Raw genomic sequence first — 19,759 nt, 5'->3', positions numbered from 1 at the left:
ACCCTCCCTTTGTATACAAACGTATACATCAATTTAAAGTTATTGTATACAAGTGTATACAATAAGTCAATAAACATATTGCTTTCATCGTTCAACATATACTAGGGATAGCGATTACTTTTGAAATGGAGGTACGTGTATTGAAAAGAGTCATAAAATATGTTTTGGCGATTGGCACATTATTGATACTGTCAGGCATATTTTTAATTGGTGCGCAATCTCACTATAATCAGAAGGAAATTAAAATTGCGAGTAAACTTTGTCTTGAAAATGGCGGACATCCTAAAATCATTCGTGATTATTTGGCTCTTAACTATTCCTTTTCATGTCAAAAGGACTGAGGCTTTACATAAGATAGATACTCCAATCATTTTTATCTATCGTTCGGACAAATGGCTAGCTGGCAAATATACTTTCCATATATGTATAGTGTAATGAAATCCCTGGGACACGAAAAGATTGAAACGACTATCATTTATATGGAAAAGGTTTTGGAGACAGATCAGCATGCTATTCATGAATGGGAAGCGGAGAATTTTAGTGGTTATATCTAAAAAGATTTAAGATCTGACTTTTGTTTAATTAACTAATTTTTTTCAATAATTAGGGGGGAAAATAATAGTTGCTCCGGTTTCTACATCTATGGAAGGGATTCCGGCAGTTCCATGGTAGTTATTATTCATTGACTCTTATTCTTCAATCCAGCACCTATTTCATACCTCTCGCTATATTTTCATGTAAATACCATGCTATTTTAAATAAATAACTTATATTAATAGATATTTCAGCTACGTCTGAAGAAATTTCTGCAAGTGCTGAACAGTTGCTGATTCTGTTTCAGAAATCGCATATGGAGCTGCTATGAGTAGTTCCAATACTCAAATTTTCACGATAGCTATTAAGGAGCAAGTCGGAACAATGCTACAAGTAAATTTAGTCGCTACAAATTTAAGTAAAAAATCCGCGTCTTTACAAAGTAAAATAGATAAATTTAAGTTAAATTAGCCATGATAATTTCATTTATACCATTCGAATATGCTAAAAAACACCATCTCTTTTTTATAAACAATGCAACTTTAATGCAAAATCTAAACCTATAATTTTAAAAATATAAATAGTAAAGGGCTGCCACAAATAATCAGCTTTCACTTACTTTTTGGACAACCCTCCTTTTTTTTATTTTAATTGCATTGTTGTAATGCAAGTGCCATCGCTTTCATAAGTAGAAAATGACGATTTTACCGTTTTGCCTTTGTGCTCCATTTTTATGTTATACGTTTGGTCACGAGGTAGCCATAAATCAATAAATCCATTAGCTAGAGTTTTCATAGTTTCGTCCACTAGCACATTACCTTTTGAGTCTTCAATATAGACAGCTACATCCTTATTAGCCAGCTCACCTTGGCAACCAGTCAAGCTATGGTTAGTACAAGGGTGAGTTTCATTTATGTAAGGAGCAACAGAAACAAAAAATTCTTCTTCTGGCAAAGCATATGCTGACTCTTTTCCTTCTTTATCAGTTAAAATCAGCTGGTTTGATGTGATTGAAGCAGATTCGTCTTTAGTTTTGTCCCCGCTATATTCATTCACCAATTCCTTAATATTTTGCATCTTCATGTCTATTCTAGAGTTATCGTCATTAGAACTTTCTCCATTGCAAGCACCTAGTACAACAGTAGTAAGCAAAGTTACAGCAATAACTTTTAATTTCATTTTATTCACCCCTAATTTCTTCATTCTTTCTACGTCGTAAAACGTTGACGACTTATACTATAAACTATAAATAAGAAGAAATTGTGCAGAGGAAGAATAGATTAATTACAAACAAATTTAATTTATTTGAGTATTAGTGACTCAAATCCATTACAATGAAACAAACGTGACAATGTCGCGGATTGTATGATTGATTTTTCAAAATTAGATTATAAAACACATTTTTTTTAGAAAAATGTACCGTTTCTATATATTTAATATCATTCATAAAATTATAATTCATTTCTTGGCTTCTTAAGAGTATCTCATTACTATTCCCATTCAAACTCCAATGTTTTTAGTTTTGACTCATATTTAAAGCCCAATTTTTTTGCTAAACGTTTAGACTCAAGGTTTGTTTCCATTGTTGACCATTGGGGTATTAGTCCATTTTTTATACAATCATCTAAATATGCAGAACACACTATAGTTGCTAATCCTTTATTCATGAGTTTCTCGTCATATGTTTCAACACTAATTTCATGTTTATTCTCGTGTACACAGCAAGAAAAACATGCACTTACTATTTTATTACCCTTTATAATACAATATCCCAGTCCATAAGTATAAAAATCTTCAATTGAATACCAAACCTCTTCTAATACTTCAGAAAGAATTCCATCTGGATCGTTCTTAATGACTTCGGCATCAATTTTTTTTATAAGATAATTATCCGGTAAAGATTTGTATTGCTTTTTTAAAGAAACGAAAGCTTCAGGATTGAATTGATAATACAACTCATAATCTGGTTCGTATTCTTTATCAGCAATAACATCTTCTAATACCTGTTCCCATATCTCATCTTTTATGACTGCAATAAACCAGGTTCCACCACACGATTCATACGTATCAATTTTTAATTCATTATCAAGAAAATCACGTAAAGAATTAATAAATTGTTTATTGGTCGCATTCCCAATAAAAATACTGCTAATTCCTGTTACATCTATTAGAGCTGTATTGGGTTCTTGCAGATTGTCTACATAAATTGTCCCTCTATTCATACCATTAATTATTGAATTTAATGTTAAATCATTCTTCTGATCAGGTGTTTGTAGTAACCTTTTTATTTTGTAGTAGTCTTTTTTATCCAATTTATAAATCATAAAACATCTCAGCTCCTTTCATAATCTAGATAAAATATTTTTTACTATAGTTTTTTCTTAATAAAAAACTGCTTTATACAGGCAGCTACGATAAAGGTGTATGCAACTTTAGTAGCACCAAGTCCTTTGACCCGATTTCGGACGGTGTTAATTCATCTGAAATAAAAAAAAGATCAGCACCTTTTGTCAAAAACTCGGTTGCAAAGGTATGTCTAAACCGGTGAGGATGTAGGTACCTCTTAATTTCCGCATCTATTCCTACTTGCTCCTCAATTTTTTGCATTTGCCTAATTCCTAGTCTAGTTCCCCTTTCAGAAATAAAAAGTGCAGGATACTAAGGGGTTGAGCTTATTTTATCAGTTTTAACAATTCAGGTTAAATATAGTAATGAGAAGCAATCTAGCCTTCTCAAAAAACTCTCCTTTTTTTGGGGCCACCTCCCCTGTATAAGGAGCCTTTTGAACAATAAAAAGACGTCAGGTAGACGCCTTTAATGTTTGATCGATATCCTCAATCAACCTATCCACTTGTTCCTTTGTTATCTTTATGACATATAACTCTGTCTTTTCGATTCCATCTTGATTGGTTAGGTGTTCAGGATATTGATAGTTGTTTGATATCTCTTTGTCCATACAATCACCTCTTCAATGATATATATTCGACATAAAGTATAGCAAACCTTCTATAAAAAGGAAAATATCCATATACTTTCTCACTCTTAGAAGCATAAGTATCCGCTATTCCTATTAAAACCCTGTCAATTGAAGGAACCAATTCCTTAACGATGCTATTACCTATCCATTTTTTCCATTTTTTTACAACCCAACAGACATAAGGATAATGCCATATACTTTCACCATCCTATTTCGAATGGCAGTATCCATCGTTATATTAAGCAGGGCAAGCCCAATAAATGTAATGAGCAGGCCAATGATCGTATGAATGATTCTCATTTTTCTACCCTTTTTTTAATAGGCAATTCCTACTCGCGTTTTAACGAATTCCTTGCTGAAGATTTGTTGATAAGCAAAGGAGGCTGTATCGGCTACTGATATTTCACTGCCTCCTTCGGGTAAAAAATTGCGCTCCACTCGATAGACTCCTGTAAACGATCCATCTGGTAAATAGGTTGGACAAACGATTGTCCAATCAACATTGGAATCGTGTAATTGTTCAAAAACATACTGATGCTCCTTAGCAGCAAACGTAGATTTTCGTTTGGATTCCGTTGATTGATAACGAAGAATCGTTGGTGACACTCGACTTTGTAAAATACCAGCAGTGCCAATTGTAATGATTCTCTTAATCGTATGTTGCTCCATCACCTCAAGTATGAGCGATATACTAGAAGATAAAGTATCGTTACCATCTGTATTTAACGCACTTACTACTACATCCACATTCACCATAGCCTGTTCGAGATCTTTCTTATTTAAGACATTTCCCTGAAACATATGTAAGTTCTTATTGTCTAGCTGTAATTTATGGGGATCACGGACAAATGTCGTTACTTCATGTTGATCTTTTAACGCGAACTCAACAATTTGCCTTCCCACACGTCCTGTTGCACCCAAAACTAATATTTTCATAGACCCTCACCTCTTCATTCCATTATACCATGCCCCTACTATGCAAAAGAGACACATGTATTATGTGTCTCCCACTTTTCTTATTTTATTTCTAGTAGCTCAACATTCACAATAAATGCTCCCATATTATCTTCTTTGGCCAGCTCATGGATAATCGATTGAATCTCACTTTCTGTGCTTTTTTCTATTTCACTACCACCGTGTAATTGAATGGTGATGATTTGATGGTTGGGGGAATCTACTAAATAGCCTACCGTACTGTCTGGAGAATACCCTGCCTTTCGCACCGCTTGTATGATTTTCTGTGTAAAATTAGTCACTTGTAATTTTTCACTAAACTCTTCTGCATAGGTCGGAGAATTAGAAGTACTTACGGGTATTGGTGAAGGCTGTTTTTCTACAATCAGCCACGATATCACCACTATAGCGAACATTAATAAAAAGAAACCTTGAAGTAATCTCTTCATACACTCGCTCCATTTCACCTTCATATTAACAGGCGGAAATCTAGTATTTCACCCCTAAAAACTGTTAGATATGTACGACAAAGTTTCCATTTTTCTATTCAAAGGGCAAATTACCAAGAACTCTATTTGATTCGTTCATAGATTAGAGGTGTAAGGGTTGCGCGACCAATACTAAAAATTAACCATAAGGGAGATTAAAAGATGCAAGATTCTAGATTTAATCATTATATGAACTGGGGTCAACAAAAAGACGAATCGAAAAAATGCTGGGAGAAAAAATGTGAGCATACGTGTAAATGCAAACATAAGGAAGAGAAATGCCCTTGCCAGAAGGAAGAAAAATGCCATGAAAAAGATTGTTGTTCCAAAAACGATTGTAAGGGCTGTATCTGCCATCAATTAAGATGTCTGCCCATCGGCACACTTGTAGACGTAGTGCTAGCAGGTGGGTTTAGCTTAGCTGATGTCTTTTTCATCAGCCTAGATCCTAAAACTTGCTGTGCCACATTCTTGGACGTAACAGATGAAACAGCTTCTCCTATTATTGTTGATTGCCAACAAATTATTGTCATCAGAAGAAGCATTGCTTAAAGCTTTCTGTAATCGGAAAAATGGTAACGAACTTTTTATTTTATGTTCTGCCAGGTTGAAACCTGGCAGAATTTATTGGCTTATTCATTGATAATTACTTTCACGATGGGCTCTAGTTTTCCTCGATAAACGTCGCCCAAATAATCAACTTCCACTACGACCGCTCTCGGTTCAAAACGCTGGATACACTCAATCAAGCGTTTGGTATTCATTTTTTTCATACGTTGGAAGAGTTTACGGATATCTGATCGAATGCTCCATTCCCGTTGCGGGCAAGAGACCGTAAACGTCGATAAAATAAATGCTACATTTTGTAAAATACCTTCCACTCCCGTAGCTTTTCCATTCACATTACTTAATGCCGTTACTTGATGTGTCATACTATCAACCTTTCTTCTACGTTCATACTGATAAGTTTATCCTCTCGAAAAAGAGCACTTTGTTATTTATGCTTGTTAGTCAATATTTATGAACGTTACTTTGTTTGTACCCCATATTATGTTGGATTAAACAAATACTTAGCTGATAGGTATGCTTTAAAGTTTAGCGAGTAAATGCATAATAGAGAACGTAGAGCCAGCTAAAGCAGCCATGAATGATTGCCCATATGATGGAATGATGGACACTCCATGAAATTGTGATCGCTAAAACAGAACCAAAGCCTATACCATTCTTGACGACTGTTTTGTGCTCCATTTTCTTCACCTTCTTTACTTTTTTCATCTCCCCATCTTGCCGTCTCACCTTATTCCCCTCCTCTATATCTTTGGTTTATGTACTAGCTAACAAGGGCATCCTGAGAAAAAAGGATGTGTGTTGATGAACGTATTCATAATAGTTACCATCATTGTCATACCTGCTCTCATGGTCTATCTTCAGCAAAAAAGCGATAAAATGCGCCTTGTTTTCAATGCATTAGGCGTCGTGTCTGCCATTCTTTTTGGCTATATTGCCGCTACTTCTATAACGCAGATTATTCTTGAGGATATGGTCTTTATGACAACGATTCATGCTGTTTTCCTAAATCCCATTTTTCTACTGACAGGCGCATACCTAGGTTTATTTTTCATTCAATACATGATCGATATTACCATCCATTTTAGGGCTAAGCGTTAACGATATTAATAAAAATCACAATAGGCGCGCCATGTCTGTTCTGTTGGATTATAAAAGAAATAGAAATTGCCATTATCCACAATATTCAGTTGTGCCTTGGCATCTGAGGCAATTTGGAAGACAAAAGGTGTATCTTCACCAAATTCATAGCCACTTTGACAAAAGGTCGGGTAGCCGCCAATTTTGTGTTGCGGATACAGGTCTTCGAGGATGTCGTCAAAATAATTAAGGCCCTCTTCATGCTCCAATCTTAGTATGTCCTCTTCAATTTGTGCAGGAATACCCCCGCCATCCCATACTGGATAATCATTGTGAATATGCTTTGCCTGCAGAGGAAAGGCTCGAATACGGTCGTGCTGCCAGTCCCGCTGTACTAGGTTTTCTAAAGTAGTGTAGACTCTTATTTCAAAATAGGTGCTCAAATCATCCTCCATGAGATGATCGAAAATATTCTCATGGACAAATAGAGTGACCAATTGAAACGGCTGTAAAGCTTGAGGAACATAGGGCAAATCTTTCAAAAATAATGTAGCGAGCGGTTGAAAATCGGAAGGTCGATCCTCCTCTAGTAAAGACCATCCAACATAGCCAATCCAACTTTCTAAAAGCTCATGGGTTGGACGGAAACCACCTGTCTGGAATATTGTCGCTTGCTTGGCTAGCTGAGATTGGATATGTTTAATGCTCATGCGCAAGTTCCTGTTGTCGACAGCAGCAATCCGTTATATGGTCATTGACCATACCGACAGCCTGCATAAATGAATAACAAATCGTACTACCAACAAATTTAAAGCCGTCCTTCTTCAATTGCTTACTCATCCGATCACTGCGATCTGTTGTCACTGGTACCTCTGCCATAGATGGCCATTCATTTATGATTGGTTGATGATCGACAAACCCCCAAATATATTCAGAAAACGAGCCATATTTTTCTTGTATTTGTAGAAATGCTTTCGCATTCGTCACAACGCTAGCTATTTTTAATTTATTGCGCACAATCCGTGTGTCTTGCTGTAATTCCAAAAGCTTGTCCTCTGAATAAAGTATAATTTTCTTCGCATCGAATTGATCAAATGCCTCTCGATAGCCCTCTCGCTTTTGTAAAATCGTCCACCAGCTAAGTCCTGCCTGTGCACCCTCTAAACAAAGCATTTCGAATAAATGCTGATCATCATAGACGGGTACTCCCCATTCTTTATCATGATAATCTACATATAACGGCTGATCTAGCTTGACCCATGAACATCTTTTCATCGTATAACCTCCCACGTTTATGTATTATTTAATGGCTGTGATACATAGCCATCCTTTACTTGTTTTTTCACTTATATATACCGTTTGGAAACCGGTTTGTTTCAATAATTCTTTCATAGCTGCGGGTGTTTGGAAAGCCTCCATATGGTAATTCATTTTGTAGTACTCGGCAATGACAATAAATTTCCCACCATTTTTCAATACCCTCCAAACTTCTCCAACATCATGTTCCAATGAGGGCCAAAAATAATGGGTTTGAAAAGCTGTAATGGCATCAAAAAATTGGTCCTCATAGGGTATTTGAGACACACTTGCCTCCTTAACAATCATACTGCCACTTGCGACATTCGCTTCATTCATTTTGATGGATTCCTTTACTGCCTGTGCAGAAATATCAATCCCATAAATTATACCATTGGGATTCAATTTCGATAAAATCCGGAGTGTTTTTCCCCCGCCACAGCCAATGTCTAACACATGGTCCCCATCATTGATGGCACCTTGTCGAATAAACCAGCTATTCATGCCATGATGAGCGATATTCATGATCCGTAGCATCCATGAGCCAATCCATCCTTTTGGGTTTTTTGCCTGTTCAATTAACGATTGTAATAATGACATATTGGTTCCCCTCTCTTCACAGTCGATGTGGATTTTATCCTTTTTTTACATGTATACCCTGTATATAATGGTAGAAAGCACACCAACGACAGAAGCTCTTACTAGTTTGTACGTGTAAATTAGATTTTTGTTTCGTTTTTTATCGAATCAAAAGAATGGAGGAATAGTAGATGATTCAACAAGCAAAGCAACAGGATGCTCTTACTGCTGCCACATTAGCTTTATTATTGTGGCCCAATCATACAGTAGAAGAATTGTCTGAAAGCATGACACAAGTATTGAAGGAGGACCATGCAGCCATTTTCTTAGCTTACGACGATGACAAGGCGATTGGCTTTGCCCAATGTCAGCTACGAACAGATTATGTAGAGGGTACAGACTCTAGTCCAGTTGGCTATTTAGAAGGCTTATTCGTTATGGAAAGCTATCGACAGCAAGGCTATGCTAGACAGCTTGTGGTGCATTGCGAACAATGGGCCAAGCATATGGGGTGCTCAGAGTTTGCCAGCGATTGCGAATGGGACAATACCGAAAGTCTACAAGTACATGTACAACTCGGGTTTACGGAAGCGAACCGTATCATTTGTTTTACTAAAAAATTATAAAAAAGACGAAAATAAAAAACCACAGGGGCTTCAGATTTTGCCCTTGTGATTTTTTTTGCATCTATATATAGGTTAATTTAAATATGTATGGTTAGAAATAGTTCGTTCGCGCTCATCGATAATTAAATGGATCAATAATGCCAGCTGTTGTTCTATTCGCATATTGTTTAGATGTAAGATATCAGCAATCGCACTTTTTTGCTTCTCTGCTAATTCAATTTCCTCTAACATTAAAAGAATTTCCTCTTTTGTCAGCCCAAACATCTCTTATCACCTCCACTCCTTTTTTATTATTATTTTAATCAAATTACACACACTTCACAAATAACATATAATCATCTTTAGATATGAACCATTTTTACTAATTATAGGCTAATTTATCGAAACTAATCAATCTATTATCTATAATTTCTTAATATTTTTTTTACATCAATTTGAAACTTTATTATATAAAAAATAACATTTACAAAAGATTATCCCATTTTACTCCCTAATATTTCGGAATATTACAGAAATTGAAAAGAAGTTGTCTATACCATTATAAAAATAATCAGTCAATTTGTCGAATTATAGAGTTTTCACTGCCAATTATCACTTCATTTTTGACCCAAACATATTACTTTACCCATTTATTTAAAATTGAAACTTTCTGGATGCCCGCCATAAAAAAAGTAATTTCAAAATTGAAACTACTTATCTTAGTTGTATAATCGGTTATTAAATTATTTTTTTAATATCATTTTTCAGCATTTCTATTTGGCTTTCATAATTTGTTTGTACCATCTCTATTTGTGATACTCTAGAAGTCGTATCCTTATGCCAAGTTGTTGTTTGAACATGCTTTTGCACATATAACTGACTGTTCTCTTGTACCACCGCAGGAGCTTTTACGGCACTTAAATCTGTATCACGTATTTCTAGTAAGGATTGATTGGACAACGCTAAAAATGGGCGGGCAGCTTCGTCTACTTGGCAATGCTCAATACGTCCCATTGAGCGATCAGACCAGATAATCGCATACGTACTGTCCTGACAGTCTTTGAAATGGCTGTTAGCTACCTCAAAAATGGCATCGATACATGTAATTCCGTTGCCTTTCATTTGTTCAAATATACAATGCTGTGTAAATAAACGGGCATTGTTAATATAAACATGATGCCTTTCTAGTTCACGTATGTTTGTATGATCAAGCATAATTTTGGCATGATCATTGCCATAAATACCACCTGATTGCCCCAATTGAATAGTCGATTGATGAAGCTGTAGCCCGCTTGCATCCACAATAATATGAAATTGCTGATGGTTTTGGATTTGACATTCGGTCATCGAAACGTCTGCTTCATCTACGATGGACATACCCACCGCCAATCCATTGAAGACGTGACATTTGCGAAACTCTGCCTTGCTGTTTTCTATCAGCATTTGTGCTTTCACATGACGATGAAACTGACAGTCATAAAACTTAGCGACTGTTTTTTCTCCCAAGTACAGTCCGAGTCCTTGCCCATCTGATAAAATTGAATCAGATACCATCACCTCACTACGGTGCACGATCATATTCGTGTCTTGATGATTGTTGATCTCACAGCCATCCATACGTAAAATCACATCATCGAATAGCTGAATACCTACTCCCTGTCCTTGATGAATCAGGCAATTAGTTATTTCCAACTCACTAGACGCTGCTACAATTTGCTCCTTTTCATGACCATGAATTTCACAATCCTCCATGACCATCTTCACATCACGAATTGCAAAAATACCATGTTTCTTCCCTTCGAGCAGCAGACAATTGCTTAATGTCATCTCACAGTTTTGCGCAATAATTTGAGCTTTCACATGATGCTCAAGTGTTGTATCAATGAGAATAACACTGGAACCATTAGCAACACGCAGACCAAAGTGATTGAGCGGTGTAGCAAGCACAGCACAATTTTTCATCAGTAAACTACCATAGCTGACCATAATCTGTGTGCGAATCAATTGCTCCTCAATAATGCAATTTTCTAACTGTAAATCTCCTTTTACATAAAGTCCCTGCCCTTGGCGAAAACGTAAATTGCGCATATCTACAAGGGTCTGGTAGCGAATAAAAACGCCACCTTTAATTGTGACATTGCCAACTCCATACAAGGTGAGCCGCTTCGAAATATCCAAGCTCTCCTCATAAATACCATCCCGAATTTCAATCATATCCCCAGGCATAGCCTCTTCAATTGCCTGCCCAATGCTTTGGTACCGATGCATAATACTTCTCTTTACTACAAGCGTTGCCATTTACACACTCCTCAGCCTAAAAATGATCGTATCCTATTTATATACCGAACAGGCTTGTGGTTATTCAATTTTGTGTAAAATTACTGGATTATGCATGGATTCGTTTGTGAGGAATGAAGATTTTATGACGGTTCATGGCCTTCATGACAAGCCTTCATGTATACGTATATGAAATGAATCGAAAAAAACCAACAAAGGATGATTTCCATCTTTGTTGGTTTTTGCTACTCTCAATTATTTTTTTCTTTTTACAAAAACAAAGGCAAAAATAGCCGCGAGCACGACTAGGATAGCAATGATCCACACTGTGCTTGAGTTAGATGATGTTGTTTCATCAGTTTGCTGCGCTTCTCTTGGTGTGGCATTCGAAGACTGTACTTCTTTCGTGTCATTTGCTGCTACCTGAGCAGAACTGATTTGCACATATTGAAGTGTGGCTGCATTGGATGCCGGCGCATCATGGCCGTCTCCATGACCTTCTTCATGATCACCATGTCCTTCTTGATTGTCATCATGTCCATGATGGTGATCTCCTGCTGTCGTAAAAATAGAACGTTCTAGCTGTTGACCTACCCAGCTTTTAGCATCCGTTGATTCTGCAAAAATACGAGGGTGTCCTGACAGCATATACGTTTTACCTTTGATAATAATGCCCGTTTCATCACCAATCACGACATCTTCAATAGTACCAGTTGGACCTTCAGCAAAGCCACCCATTTGAAGAAGCGTATGGCCGCCCATATCATCATCTAGGTGTTCTGTTAAGAAGGTAATATACTCCTCCTTTGTCATCGTCGCATCGGGGTTCTCTACTTCAAGTTTATGATGAAAAAGTGCTGTATTTATTTCCTTGTATGTAAGGTCGCCCTCTAAGGAAGAAATGTATTCTTCTTTTTGTGCTGCTTGTGCTAATTCATCCACCGTTGCTCCTTCAAGTCCAAAGAAGCCACCTACCCAGCTTGCAAAATCTTTGCGTGATAGGTTGTCCGTTGGGTTTAAGGCCATATCTTTGCCATTATACCCAAGAAGCCCAATACTATGTAACACCATTATGTCCTGAATGTTTGAAGTTGTTTCAGGAACATCCGTAAATAGTGTACTTTTATCCATCGTATGGGCGTAGGCAGCTGGTGCCATGAATAAAGTACTCATTAGTAATAAAAGTAAATATTTTCTCAAAATGATTCCACCTTCCAATACATAAGTATACAGCGTAAATGTGATGGAAGTTTGAAATTAACGAGACAAATCGTTACAGCTTAAAACGGCGGATTAAACTATTTAATTGCTCGGCCATCTCGGCTAGATGCTCCGCACTATGTTTAATTTCTTCCATAGAGCTAGCGGATTGTTCAATTGTGGCAGAGGTCTCCTGTATGCCTGCCGCTGACTGCTCGGAAATAGCTGCCATTTCATCTATGGATTGATTAATCGTGACAGTATTGTGAACGACATCAACTAGCTCAGAGGACATCCCCTCAATATTTGTAGCAATGGCCTCAATTGCGTCGGCAATATGATGGAACGTTGCATTGGTCGTTGTAATTTGCAATGCCCCTTTCTCCACTTCACTATAGCCCTGCTCAAGAGAAGCGGTCACTCGATTGGAACCATCCTGAATATTACGGACGATACCCGTAATATCTTCCACAGAATATGAAACTTGCTCGGCTAATTTTCGGACCTCATTGGCCACTACGGCAAACCCTTTGCCTTGTTCCCCCGCCCTGGCTGCTTCAATGGCTGCGTTCAATGCTAGTAAATTTGTTTGTGTTGCAATGGTTTGAATGACCGTGACAAGCTTTGAGATTTCTTGTGTTTGCTTGCTTAATCCATCAACCTGCTCTACTGCATCCTTCACAATATGTTGAATGGCACCCATCTGCTTAGTAGAGGAGGACATTAAGTCTCGTCCCTCCTTTGTTAAAGCCATAACATCCTGAGAATAGTGCTGAACGTCTTTATTGCTTTGATGAACAGAGGTTACTTTTCCTGTAAAGTCATTCATGGAAGTTGCCACATCTGTCGTATGGCTGGCTAGCTCATCCGTCCCACTTGCAATTTCTGTCATCGTATGGACGATTTGGTCTGTCCCCGTCTTTACTTCTGATGTTGATTGCAATAGCTCCTCACTATGGGCCGCTACGTCATTCGATACCGTTTGAATATGCTTCAATAAACGATTCAAAATATCCGCCATCGTATTGGTTGCCTCCATTAGCTGGCCCACTTCGTCTTTCGAGTGAATCTTTAAAGGAGGACCGCTTAAATCCCCATTCGTCATTCGTTGCATTCGCTCCGTCAATGTCATAATAGGTCTTGATATACCGCGGGCACTCAATAGTTCAACAATAATCGCTATGACAAAAATGAGTATACCTACGACGATGCCAATAAGCTGCTTATTCTCTCCAGCAACTATCATGTCAGCACCTACCTCATTGATCGCTTGCTTACGTTGCTCTGCTAAACCTTCATAGCCTTCACGAATGGTTGTTACTGTTGCATCCATTTTTGTGATGTTTTGAATCGCGAGCTCCGTATTACCTTGATCATAAACAGCAAATACTTGTTGTTCAATATAGCGATTCCATTCCTTCGCCATTTCTGCAAGTTTGCTGAAATCTTCAGAGCTTGTCATGGCTAATCGTTGTTTTTCGTTGCTCGCTGCATGCGCTACATTATCTTGAAAAATAGCTTTATACTTTTCATCGCCAGACAATACATAGCCTCTAGCAGCAGCTATTCTTAAATCGATGGTTTGCGCTTGCTCGTAATCTGTCGTTAATAGCTGTAATTCTTGCTCAACAATTTGTTCTGTTGCATGGTTACTTTGCTTAATAGCAAAATAGTTGTACACGATATATAACGCCATGAACGTAATGACAATGCTAAAGGAAAAAACAATTCTTCTACTAATTGTTTTGAATGACATATGCAAAAACTCCTTATTTTCCGAATCTATTCCATAAAAAGTAATTTATCATTTTCAAAGAAAGATTGGTGGCTTTAGGAATTTTTGCTATATTTCCAGAAATAACTTGGTCAATTTTGTGTATTTTATAGCAACTTTCATCATGAGTAATTTTTCCTAATCAATCCCAAGCATGAAACATGACGTCCCCAATAGTTTCACTTTTGAAATAGGCAATGTTCTTCCACTCCATAGCAGATAAACTATGCAAGGCTCGCTCTTTCTCCAGTAACGTATTCAGCGTTGCTGCTTCCAAACATTTTCGCATCGGGAAATATTTGTGTAGCTGTGGCCTCGATAAAAAGGCAAAGCTGAGCTCTCCATTCAATTTCGCTAAGGCAATATACGGCATCCAGCGATGGTGAAGAATGGTCACCATTTCCCCCTCTATTTCCACTACTGCTTGCATATAGACAAAATGCGGCTGATCGATAAAATGTCGTACTTTCGCTCGCTGTTCACTTGTTGCTAAATGGTACACCATCGATTGAAACATGCGCATATCTTGTTCGATTAAATGGTCGGAATCAAAACCAGTAATTCCTTTTGTTAATCGCATCCAATCACTCCTTCATGTTTGTCTCTCTATGGACCTTCTATTTTAACTAGTCCTATTCCTCCCAAATCGTTCAAATTAATTAATTTACTGAAAATAGCAGTCGTAAAATGAATGAGATAAGCAAAATGTAATAGAAAGCGGCATTTCTTTGCGATAGATTGATTGTTTTTGTGTTACTTGGCAAGTAGCGCGATAGGAAATAAATAAATATATAATTAACTTAAACAAAAGTGAGGTGAGGATTTGTCAAATCTTCAATTAATACTGATGTTTATTTGATTGATAGTGATTGTTCGTTTAATTAAAGTTTATCAAAGTAAGCAAGAGTCCATCGCTAGAAAGAGAAAAATAAAAACGCACCCCGGTTTGCTGGGTGCGTCTACATAATTTTAGCCTACTACTTCTTGGTATTCAGGATGCTTTTCAAACTCAGCTTTTGCGAAAGGGCATAGTGGGATAACTAGTAACTTTTCTTTTTTCGCATAGTCAACAGCCGCTTTAACTAATTGCTGTCCTACATTTTGACCTCTTAGATGCTCGCCTACATGTGTATGATCGAGAATGATTCGACTTTCCCCTACACGAACGAAATGCACCTCTGCCTCACTATTTTCCTCGTTTCCGATATAAAATGATTGGTTACCTTGTTTAATTTCCATGGCATAATGCTCCTTTTAAATTTTGTATTTTAATGCGCCACTTGGACATCGATTGATAATTTCTGCTACCTGTTTGGCCGCTGCTTCATCTGGTGCGATCCATGGCTTTGCTTTGACATTAAACACCTCTGGCAAGCCCTTTACACATTCAGCCGCATGTTGACACATGTCCTTATCGAAATAAACGATTATCTCTTCTCCTCTATATTCACGGTACCCCATACCTAACACGTCCCTCATTATAAGATTATTATTCTATTGGTGTTAATTTTTCTTCAATTTCCTGCCGCCGTTCTTCTAAAAATGGTGGTAACTCTAAACGTGTTCCTAAATCCTCCACTGCCGTATCTACGGTAAAGCCTGGTCCATCTGTCGCTAGTTCAACTATTATGCCGTGTGTTTCTTTCATATAAATACTTGAAAAATAGTATCGATCCGCTTTTTTTATAATAGGAAAACCAAAGTCTTTTATTCGCTGTTCCCATTGCTCAAGCTCTTCCTTATCGTTCACGCGGATGGCTAAATGGTGAACACTACCTCTTCCTGGTTTTTCTTTAGGACCCTCTTGCTCGACAATGATAATCTGTCCATGTAATTGGTCTTCCTCCACTTGAAAAACAGCTTCAGTTTCAGTTTTTGATCGTTCTTTGTAGCCAAATAATTGTACGATGGTTTTCGCAGCATCCTCTAAAGAGCTTACAGTTAATTCCACTGGGCCCATTCCTAAAATTTGATGAGCCATCTCTACGGATGAATCTTGCCACTTTGTCCATTCTTGTGGAATAGGCTTGTCCTGATTATTTAATAACACTAGACGTAGACCGTCTGGGTCCTCAAGATAGATTGCATCCGTGCCACCATATGTTGTGATCTCGCTGTGCTCAATCTGAAATTCATCCAATCGATTTTTCCAGTACACTAAGCTGTCGTAAAAAGGAACGAGTAAACCAATTCTTGTAATCGCATCCGTGCCGCGATGTGTACGACCGGCGTGCGCTAATTCAAAAAATGTTAAGCCTGTGCCAGGACTACCTGTCAAATCACCGTAAAATAAATGATACATACTGGGATCATCTTGGTTAACTGTCTTTTTCACGCGGCGAAGTCCTAAAAGATGATGGTAAAACTGATGATTTTCATGAGCATTTTTCGTAATCATTGAAATATGATGGTGTCCTGTGATCTTTGACATCGAATATTCTCCTATCTGCTATGCTTTTAAATGAAGACTTGTTCAACTGCGAAAACATGCTTGTGTTTATCTAAAGAAATATGACGTAATTTTTATTATCTCGAATTAATATATCTCTAATTCGAGATAATAATAACACGATTTTTTATAGGTAGTCAATACCCTTTGATCGTCAGTTCTTCATTCTAAAAATTGCATGATTTCCTGAAGGATTTCATCTTGCTCCCGACCTAATGTCATTAAATGCTTGGAGTTTTCAAAGCCTCTTTTAAGCTTCTGCATAGAATGAACTCGCTGATAAATAGTGTCAGCACTATGCGCGTATAAGTCCTCGTCTCTTTTGCCGTAGAAAATAGCAATAGGCACCGTGATCTCCTCAAGCTGTTGCATCGTATCTTTAATAAATCGCTGAAATCCAATCATCGCGTCCAAAGGCATATCGTTAAACGGCTCCATTTCATGTGTCATTTGCTGCTCTGATTTACCCTCGATATGTTTAAAATTATAAGCGTAGTCAATGATTCTTTGTTTTAGTTGTGCTGGTTCCTTATCAATTGGTACCGATAACACAATGATTCGCTCTAGCTTTTCTAATTGGGCAAGCTTCAATGTAAAAATACCCCCAATCGATAAGCCAATAACAGAAATTTTTTGATAGCCTTCATTTAGCAAAAATTGGTGCGCTCTCACCACATCTTGCCACCAGTCCTCAACTTTGTACTGCAATAACGGTTCTGGCTTATGACCGTGTCCTCTGTAAAGAGGTACATAACAGGTATAGCCCTCTTCGTGGAGCTTCGTCGCCACTTTCTTCATATCTCTTGTATGGCTTGTAAAGGAATGTAGAAGCAATACTGCATGCTCATTCCCTTTCAAGTATATTTCTTTAGCCGGTAAAATAGTTAGCACCACATCAGAACCTTTCTTCACGTTCATCATAATAAAAGGTAGCCTCATTTAAGGCTACCTTCTTGTTGTTATTTATAGCATAATCGAAAGACATATGCCACTGACCACAGCGACATATTATGCCAAATTTTTATTGCTGTTAGGCACCTACAAATAATACAGCCTGTCCAATCGCAATAAAAAAGGCCTCATGCTGTATAGGACTGTTGTCTTCAATTTCTAGTGTAATGTCAAAATGAGTTTCGCAAAAAGTCGCTTGCCAACGTGCTATCGGCTCCTCATTCCATGTAAAGATCGACCAGTCTTCCATTTCTTTGCTGAGCTTCATTTGCTGCTCTCCATCTGTAATAAGTAAATCAGGAATCATAATTTGCCAGCCATCATAGGCAATCATATAGTCTTTCCCTGTCACTAAATCCTTGCCTCGGAAATGCACACGACCACGACGAGATACTTTTTTACAAGTAAATAAAGGTTGACCAGTATGATCATGGACGTCAAAGCGAACAAAATAACGAAAATCCATCGTCTTATCGAATGCTTTTTTGAGAGCATTGGAATAAACACGTTGAACCGTTGATGATGTCTCTCCTGCTTCATTTAAAATAGAGACCACCTCGGTAGAATCTATTTCCATTGGCTGTTTATATGTATAGGTTTTCAATCGACTCGCTCCTTCAAAACAAATTACTTCCTTTAAACTAACATAAAATATGCGCCCAATTCAAAGAATGTAAACGTCAGATTGTGCGGTATCATAAATTTGTCTTACTCAAGCTTAAAAGCTTAATGTGCAAATGCTTAGCATCCTTTTTTTACATACAAAAAGGAGACTACTTCTTTACTAGTAGCCTCCCACATTTTCTTTATTTATCTAATTTAAATGTAATGTCTCCAACGCCGATTTCTGATTTGATGTCCAGTACAACATCTGCCTTATCATATGCTTCATTGACATAGACACCTTGGCCCTTTGAAATGAGACCCTCGATATTGGATGAACCTATGCCCTTTTCGGTTGTTAATTTGACACCAACCTTTGAAGGTACAATAATCGTCGTTTGACCTACCCCAGTTTCAATATTTGCTTTAAAGCTTTTTTTCCAATCGCCACCTAAATTGACTGTGAGATCACCGACACCCGCTTCTATATCTAGTTTTTCTAGCTGCAGTCCCTGTAAATCAAGATTGGCTAAGGAAGCACCTGTTTCTACCGTCAAATCCATCGGGATATCATCATTTAATTGGATTGCCCATGTGTTTTTAATATTAGAGATGCCTAGCTTCGTCGAGCCTTTATGTTTAATTTCAACTTCTCCTGTATCGCCGCTTACATCATAGGTAACTTGAGGGGCTAGCTTTTTAATATTATAGTCCGCCTTGCCCTCAACCCACTCCTTGGCACCACCAGTTAGATTCATTTCGCCGACACCTAAATCAATATCTACCTCTAGCGTCTTCGCTTTATCCTTTTCGACTAAAATGGTTTCTTCTTGCATTTTGTTTGGCATAAACGAAAAGCACCCCGACAAGACGAATACTGATGTGCCCATCACAACACCTAATCCAACTAATTTTTTCAATTTAATTTCCTCCCGCTATATATTCTACCAATAATTTCATTATATAGGAGTGGATAATAGAAAATACGACCCTGCGTTTGAAATTTATCTAAGACCTGAGACGTAGTAGTTACGATGAGTGCGGAAGATCCTCACCCTCTAGCAATGCTTTTAAATTAGCAAGGGACGCTTCATAGCCCTGCATATTGATGCTAACCGTTGTGCCGTTGTCCTGCTTTGCTAAAGACATCGCGATTACCGTTTCTGGAACTTCCAAGTAAAATGAAAAAATCTCATGTTTTTGGACCTGCTGGATCGTTAACTGCATTGGCAGTGGATCTGCTAGCTGATTATGGTCATTAGGCATTAAAGTAAAGATCATTTTTTCCCCTTCAGCCAATTTAGGAATGTCCCAAGTAGAGCCTGGCACATACCATTGTGAGAGGGATTGCTCCTCTGTTATCGCTTGCCACACATTTTCAATTGCCGCATGAATCCAAATTGAACTGCCCATCCGCAACACCCT

Annotated in this window: 28 protein-coding genes; 4 read left to right on the top strand and 24 right to left on the bottom strand. The window is 37.7% G+C overall.

What is annotated here, in order from left to right:
* Nucleotides 1–140 precede the first annotated feature (140 nt).
* Complete coding sequence (locus PI85_RS15675; protein ID WP_036125393.1) at nt 141–341, top strand: hypothetical protein; 201 nt, start codon at nt 141–143, stop codon at nt 339–341.
* Between the two features lie 835 nt (nt 342–1,176).
* Here PI85_RS15675 and PI85_RS15670 read toward each other — a convergent pair.
* The 7 genes from PI85_RS15670 to PI85_RS15650 form a co-directional block, all read right to left on the bottom strand.
* The gene (locus PI85_RS15670; RefSeq protein WP_036125392.1) at nt 1,177–1,713 is read right to left on the bottom strand and encodes a CueP family metal-binding protein; all 537 of its coding nucleotides are present in this window, start codon (nt 1,711–1,713) and stop codon (nt 1,177–1,179) included.
* 311 nt (nt 1,714–2,024) lie between these two features.
* A complete protein-coding gene (locus PI85_RS15665; RefSeq protein ID WP_036125391.1) occupies nt 2,025–2,858 on the bottom strand; it encodes a GNAT family N-acetyltransferase in 834 nt (277 codons plus the stop codon).
* A gap of 85 nt (nt 2,859–2,943) precedes the next feature.
* Nucleotides 2,944–3,177 carry a tyrosine-type recombinase/integrase gene (locus PI85_RS15660; RefSeq protein WP_255350106.1) on the bottom strand — a complete coding sequence of 78 codons (234 nt, stop codon included), beginning with the start codon at nt 3,175–3,177 and terminating at the stop codon, nt 2,944–2,946.
* Nucleotides 3,178–3,334: 157 nt separating this feature from the next.
* The gene (locus PI85_RS24695; RefSeq protein ID WP_175423014.1) at nt 3,335–3,490 is read right to left on the bottom strand and encodes a hypothetical protein; all 156 of its coding nucleotides are present in this window, start codon (nt 3,488–3,490) and stop codon (nt 3,335–3,337) included.
* Between the two features lie 183 nt (nt 3,491–3,673).
* Nucleotides 3,674–3,811, bottom strand: a complete 138-nt coding sequence (locus PI85_RS24690) for a hypothetical protein (RefSeq protein ID WP_191967734.1) — start codon at nt 3,809–3,811, stop codon at nt 3,674–3,676.
* Between the two features lie 15 nt (nt 3,812–3,826).
* Nucleotides 3,827–4,447 carry an NAD(P)-dependent oxidoreductase gene (locus PI85_RS15655; RefSeq protein WP_036125387.1) on the bottom strand — a complete coding sequence of 207 codons (621 nt, stop codon included), beginning with the start codon at nt 4,445–4,447 and terminating at the stop codon, nt 3,827–3,829.
* A gap of 80 nt (nt 4,448–4,527) precedes the next feature.
* A complete protein-coding gene (locus PI85_RS15650; RefSeq protein ID WP_036125385.1) occupies nt 4,528–4,914 on the bottom strand; it encodes a hypothetical protein in 387 nt (128 codons plus the stop codon).
* Between the two features lie 201 nt (nt 4,915–5,115).
* Here PI85_RS15650 and PI85_RS15645 point away from each other — a divergent pair, with 201 nt between their 5' ends.
* Entirely contained in the window at nt 5,116–5,505 is a 390-nt protein-coding gene (locus tag PI85_RS15645) for a hypothetical protein (protein ID WP_036125383.1), read from the top strand.
* A gap of 80 nt (nt 5,506–5,585) precedes the next feature.
* Here PI85_RS15645 and PI85_RS15640 read toward each other — a convergent pair whose 3' ends face one another.
* The gene (locus PI85_RS15640) at nt 5,586–5,885 is read right to left on the bottom strand and encodes a hypothetical protein (protein WP_008179784.1); all 300 of its coding nucleotides are present in this window, start codon (nt 5,883–5,885) and stop codon (nt 5,586–5,588) included.
* 163 nt (nt 5,886–6,048) lie between these two features.
* Nucleotides 6,049–6,249 (bottom strand): hypothetical protein, encoded by a 201-nt coding sequence (locus tag PI85_RS15635; RefSeq protein ID WP_025117029.1) that lies wholly within the window; start codon nt 6,247–6,249, stop codon nt 6,049–6,051.
* Between the two features lie 75 nt (nt 6,250–6,324).
* Here PI85_RS15635 and PI85_RS15630 point away from each other — a divergent pair, with 75 nt between their 5' ends.
* Nucleotides 6,325–6,621: a hypothetical protein gene (locus tag PI85_RS15630; RefSeq protein ID WP_036125381.1), complete on the top strand. Its 297-nt coding sequence runs from the start codon at nt 6,325–6,327 to the stop codon at nt 6,619–6,621.
* Nucleotides 6,622–6,626: 5 nt separating this feature from the next.
* Here the strand turns inward: PI85_RS15630 and PI85_RS15625 are convergent, their stop codons facing one another.
* From PI85_RS15625 to PI85_RS15615, 3 genes are read right to left on the bottom strand one after another with little or no spacing between them, the layout of a single operon-like run.
* Nucleotides 6,627–7,310: a DUF1963 domain-containing protein gene (locus tag PI85_RS15625; RefSeq protein WP_036125379.1), complete on the bottom strand. Its 684-nt coding sequence runs from the start codon at nt 7,308–7,310 to the stop codon at nt 6,627–6,629.
* Complete coding sequence (locus PI85_RS15620; protein WP_036125377.1) at nt 7,300–7,875, bottom strand: DNA-3-methyladenine glycosylase I; 576 nt, start codon at nt 7,873–7,875, stop codon at nt 7,300–7,302. The genes PI85_RS15625 and PI85_RS15620 overlap by 11 nt, the downstream gene beginning before the upstream one ends.
* A gap of 24 nt (nt 7,876–7,899) precedes the next feature.
* Nucleotides 7,900–8,496 carry a class I SAM-dependent methyltransferase gene (locus PI85_RS15615; RefSeq protein ID WP_036125375.1) on the bottom strand — a complete coding sequence of 199 codons (597 nt, stop codon included), beginning with the start codon at nt 8,494–8,496 and terminating at the stop codon, nt 7,900–7,902.
* Nucleotides 8,497–8,666: 170 nt separating this feature from the next.
* Between PI85_RS15615 and aac(6') the strand changes: the two genes are divergently transcribed.
* Complete coding sequence (gene aac(6'), locus PI85_RS15610) at nt 8,667–9,101, top strand: aminoglycoside 6'-N-acetyltransferase (protein ID WP_036125373.1); 435 nt, start codon at nt 8,667–8,669, stop codon at nt 9,099–9,101.
* Between the two features lie 72 nt (nt 9,102–9,173).
* On the opposite strand, the gene PI85_RS15605 is transcribed toward aac(6'), so the two are convergent.
* From PI85_RS15605 to PI85_RS15550, 12 genes are all read right to left on the bottom strand, one after another.
* Nucleotides 9,174–9,365 carry a hypothetical protein gene (locus tag PI85_RS15605; RefSeq protein WP_036125370.1) on the bottom strand — a complete coding sequence of 64 codons (192 nt, stop codon included), beginning with the start codon at nt 9,363–9,365 and terminating at the stop codon, nt 9,174–9,176.
* Between the two features lie 453 nt (nt 9,366–9,818).
* Nucleotides 9,819–11,378 (bottom strand): right-handed parallel beta-helix repeat-containing protein, encoded by a 1,560-nt coding sequence (locus PI85_RS15600; protein ID WP_036125368.1) that lies wholly within the window; start codon nt 11,376–11,378, stop codon nt 9,819–9,821.
* 234 nt (nt 11,379–11,612) lie between these two features.
* Nucleotides 11,613–12,557 carry a hypothetical protein gene (locus PI85_RS15595; RefSeq protein ID WP_036125366.1) on the bottom strand — a complete coding sequence of 315 codons (945 nt, stop codon included), beginning with the start codon at nt 12,555–12,557 and terminating at the stop codon, nt 11,613–11,615.
* Nucleotides 12,558–12,630: 73 nt separating this feature from the next.
* A complete protein-coding gene (locus tag PI85_RS15590; RefSeq protein WP_036125364.1) occupies nt 12,631–14,313 on the bottom strand; it encodes a methyl-accepting chemotaxis protein in 1,683 nt (560 codons plus the stop codon).
* 160 nt (nt 14,314–14,473) lie between these two features.
* Nucleotides 14,474–14,911, bottom strand: coding sequence for a hypothetical protein (locus tag PI85_RS15585; RefSeq protein ID WP_036125363.1), 438 nt, complete (start codon nt 14,909–14,911; stop codon nt 14,474–14,476).
* A gap of 389 nt (nt 14,912–15,300) precedes the next feature.
* Nucleotides 15,301–15,570 carry a GNAT family N-acetyltransferase gene (locus PI85_RS15580; protein ID WP_025117018.1) on the bottom strand — a complete coding sequence of 90 codons (270 nt, stop codon included), beginning with the start codon at nt 15,568–15,570 and terminating at the stop codon, nt 15,301–15,303.
* Between the two features lie 15 nt (nt 15,571–15,585).
* Nucleotides 15,586–15,792: a (4Fe-4S)-binding protein gene (locus tag PI85_RS15575; protein WP_267919447.1), complete on the bottom strand. Its 207-nt coding sequence runs from the start codon at nt 15,790–15,792 to the stop codon at nt 15,586–15,588.
* A 28-nt stretch (nt 15,793–15,820) separates the two neighbouring features.
* Nucleotides 15,821–16,762, bottom strand: coding sequence for a VOC family protein (locus PI85_RS15570; protein WP_036125359.1), 942 nt, complete (start codon nt 16,760–16,762; stop codon nt 15,821–15,823).
* Nucleotides 16,763–16,942: 180 nt separating this feature from the next.
* Nucleotides 16,943–17,719: a carboxylesterase gene (locus PI85_RS15565; RefSeq protein WP_235318496.1), complete on the bottom strand. Its 777-nt coding sequence runs from the start codon at nt 17,717–17,719 to the stop codon at nt 16,943–16,945.
* A 91-nt stretch (nt 17,720–17,810) separates the two neighbouring features.
* Nucleotides 17,811–18,335 carry a hypothetical protein gene (locus PI85_RS15560; protein ID WP_036125358.1) on the bottom strand — a complete coding sequence of 175 codons (525 nt, stop codon included), beginning with the start codon at nt 18,333–18,335 and terminating at the stop codon, nt 17,811–17,813.
* A gap of 202 nt (nt 18,336–18,537) precedes the next feature.
* Nucleotides 18,538–19,254, bottom strand: a complete 717-nt coding sequence (locus PI85_RS15555) for a toast rack family protein (RefSeq protein WP_036125356.1) — start codon at nt 19,252–19,254, stop codon at nt 18,538–18,540.
* Between the two features lie 109 nt (nt 19,255–19,363).
* Nucleotides 19,364–19,747, bottom strand: coding sequence for an SRPBCC domain-containing protein (locus PI85_RS15550; RefSeq protein WP_036125354.1), 384 nt, complete (start codon nt 19,745–19,747; stop codon nt 19,364–19,366).
* Nucleotides 19,748–19,759 lie beyond the last annotated feature (12 nt).

Origin of the sequence: Lysinibacillus sp. A1, from assembly GCF_000801965.1 — a bacterium.
Classification (GTDB): Bacteria; Bacillota; Bacilli; order Bacillales_A; family Planococcaceae; genus Lysinibacillus; species Lysinibacillus fusiformis.
The sequence above is the reverse complement of the archived record's forward strand: the minus strand, read 5'-3'. Positions and strand labels throughout refer to the sequence as shown.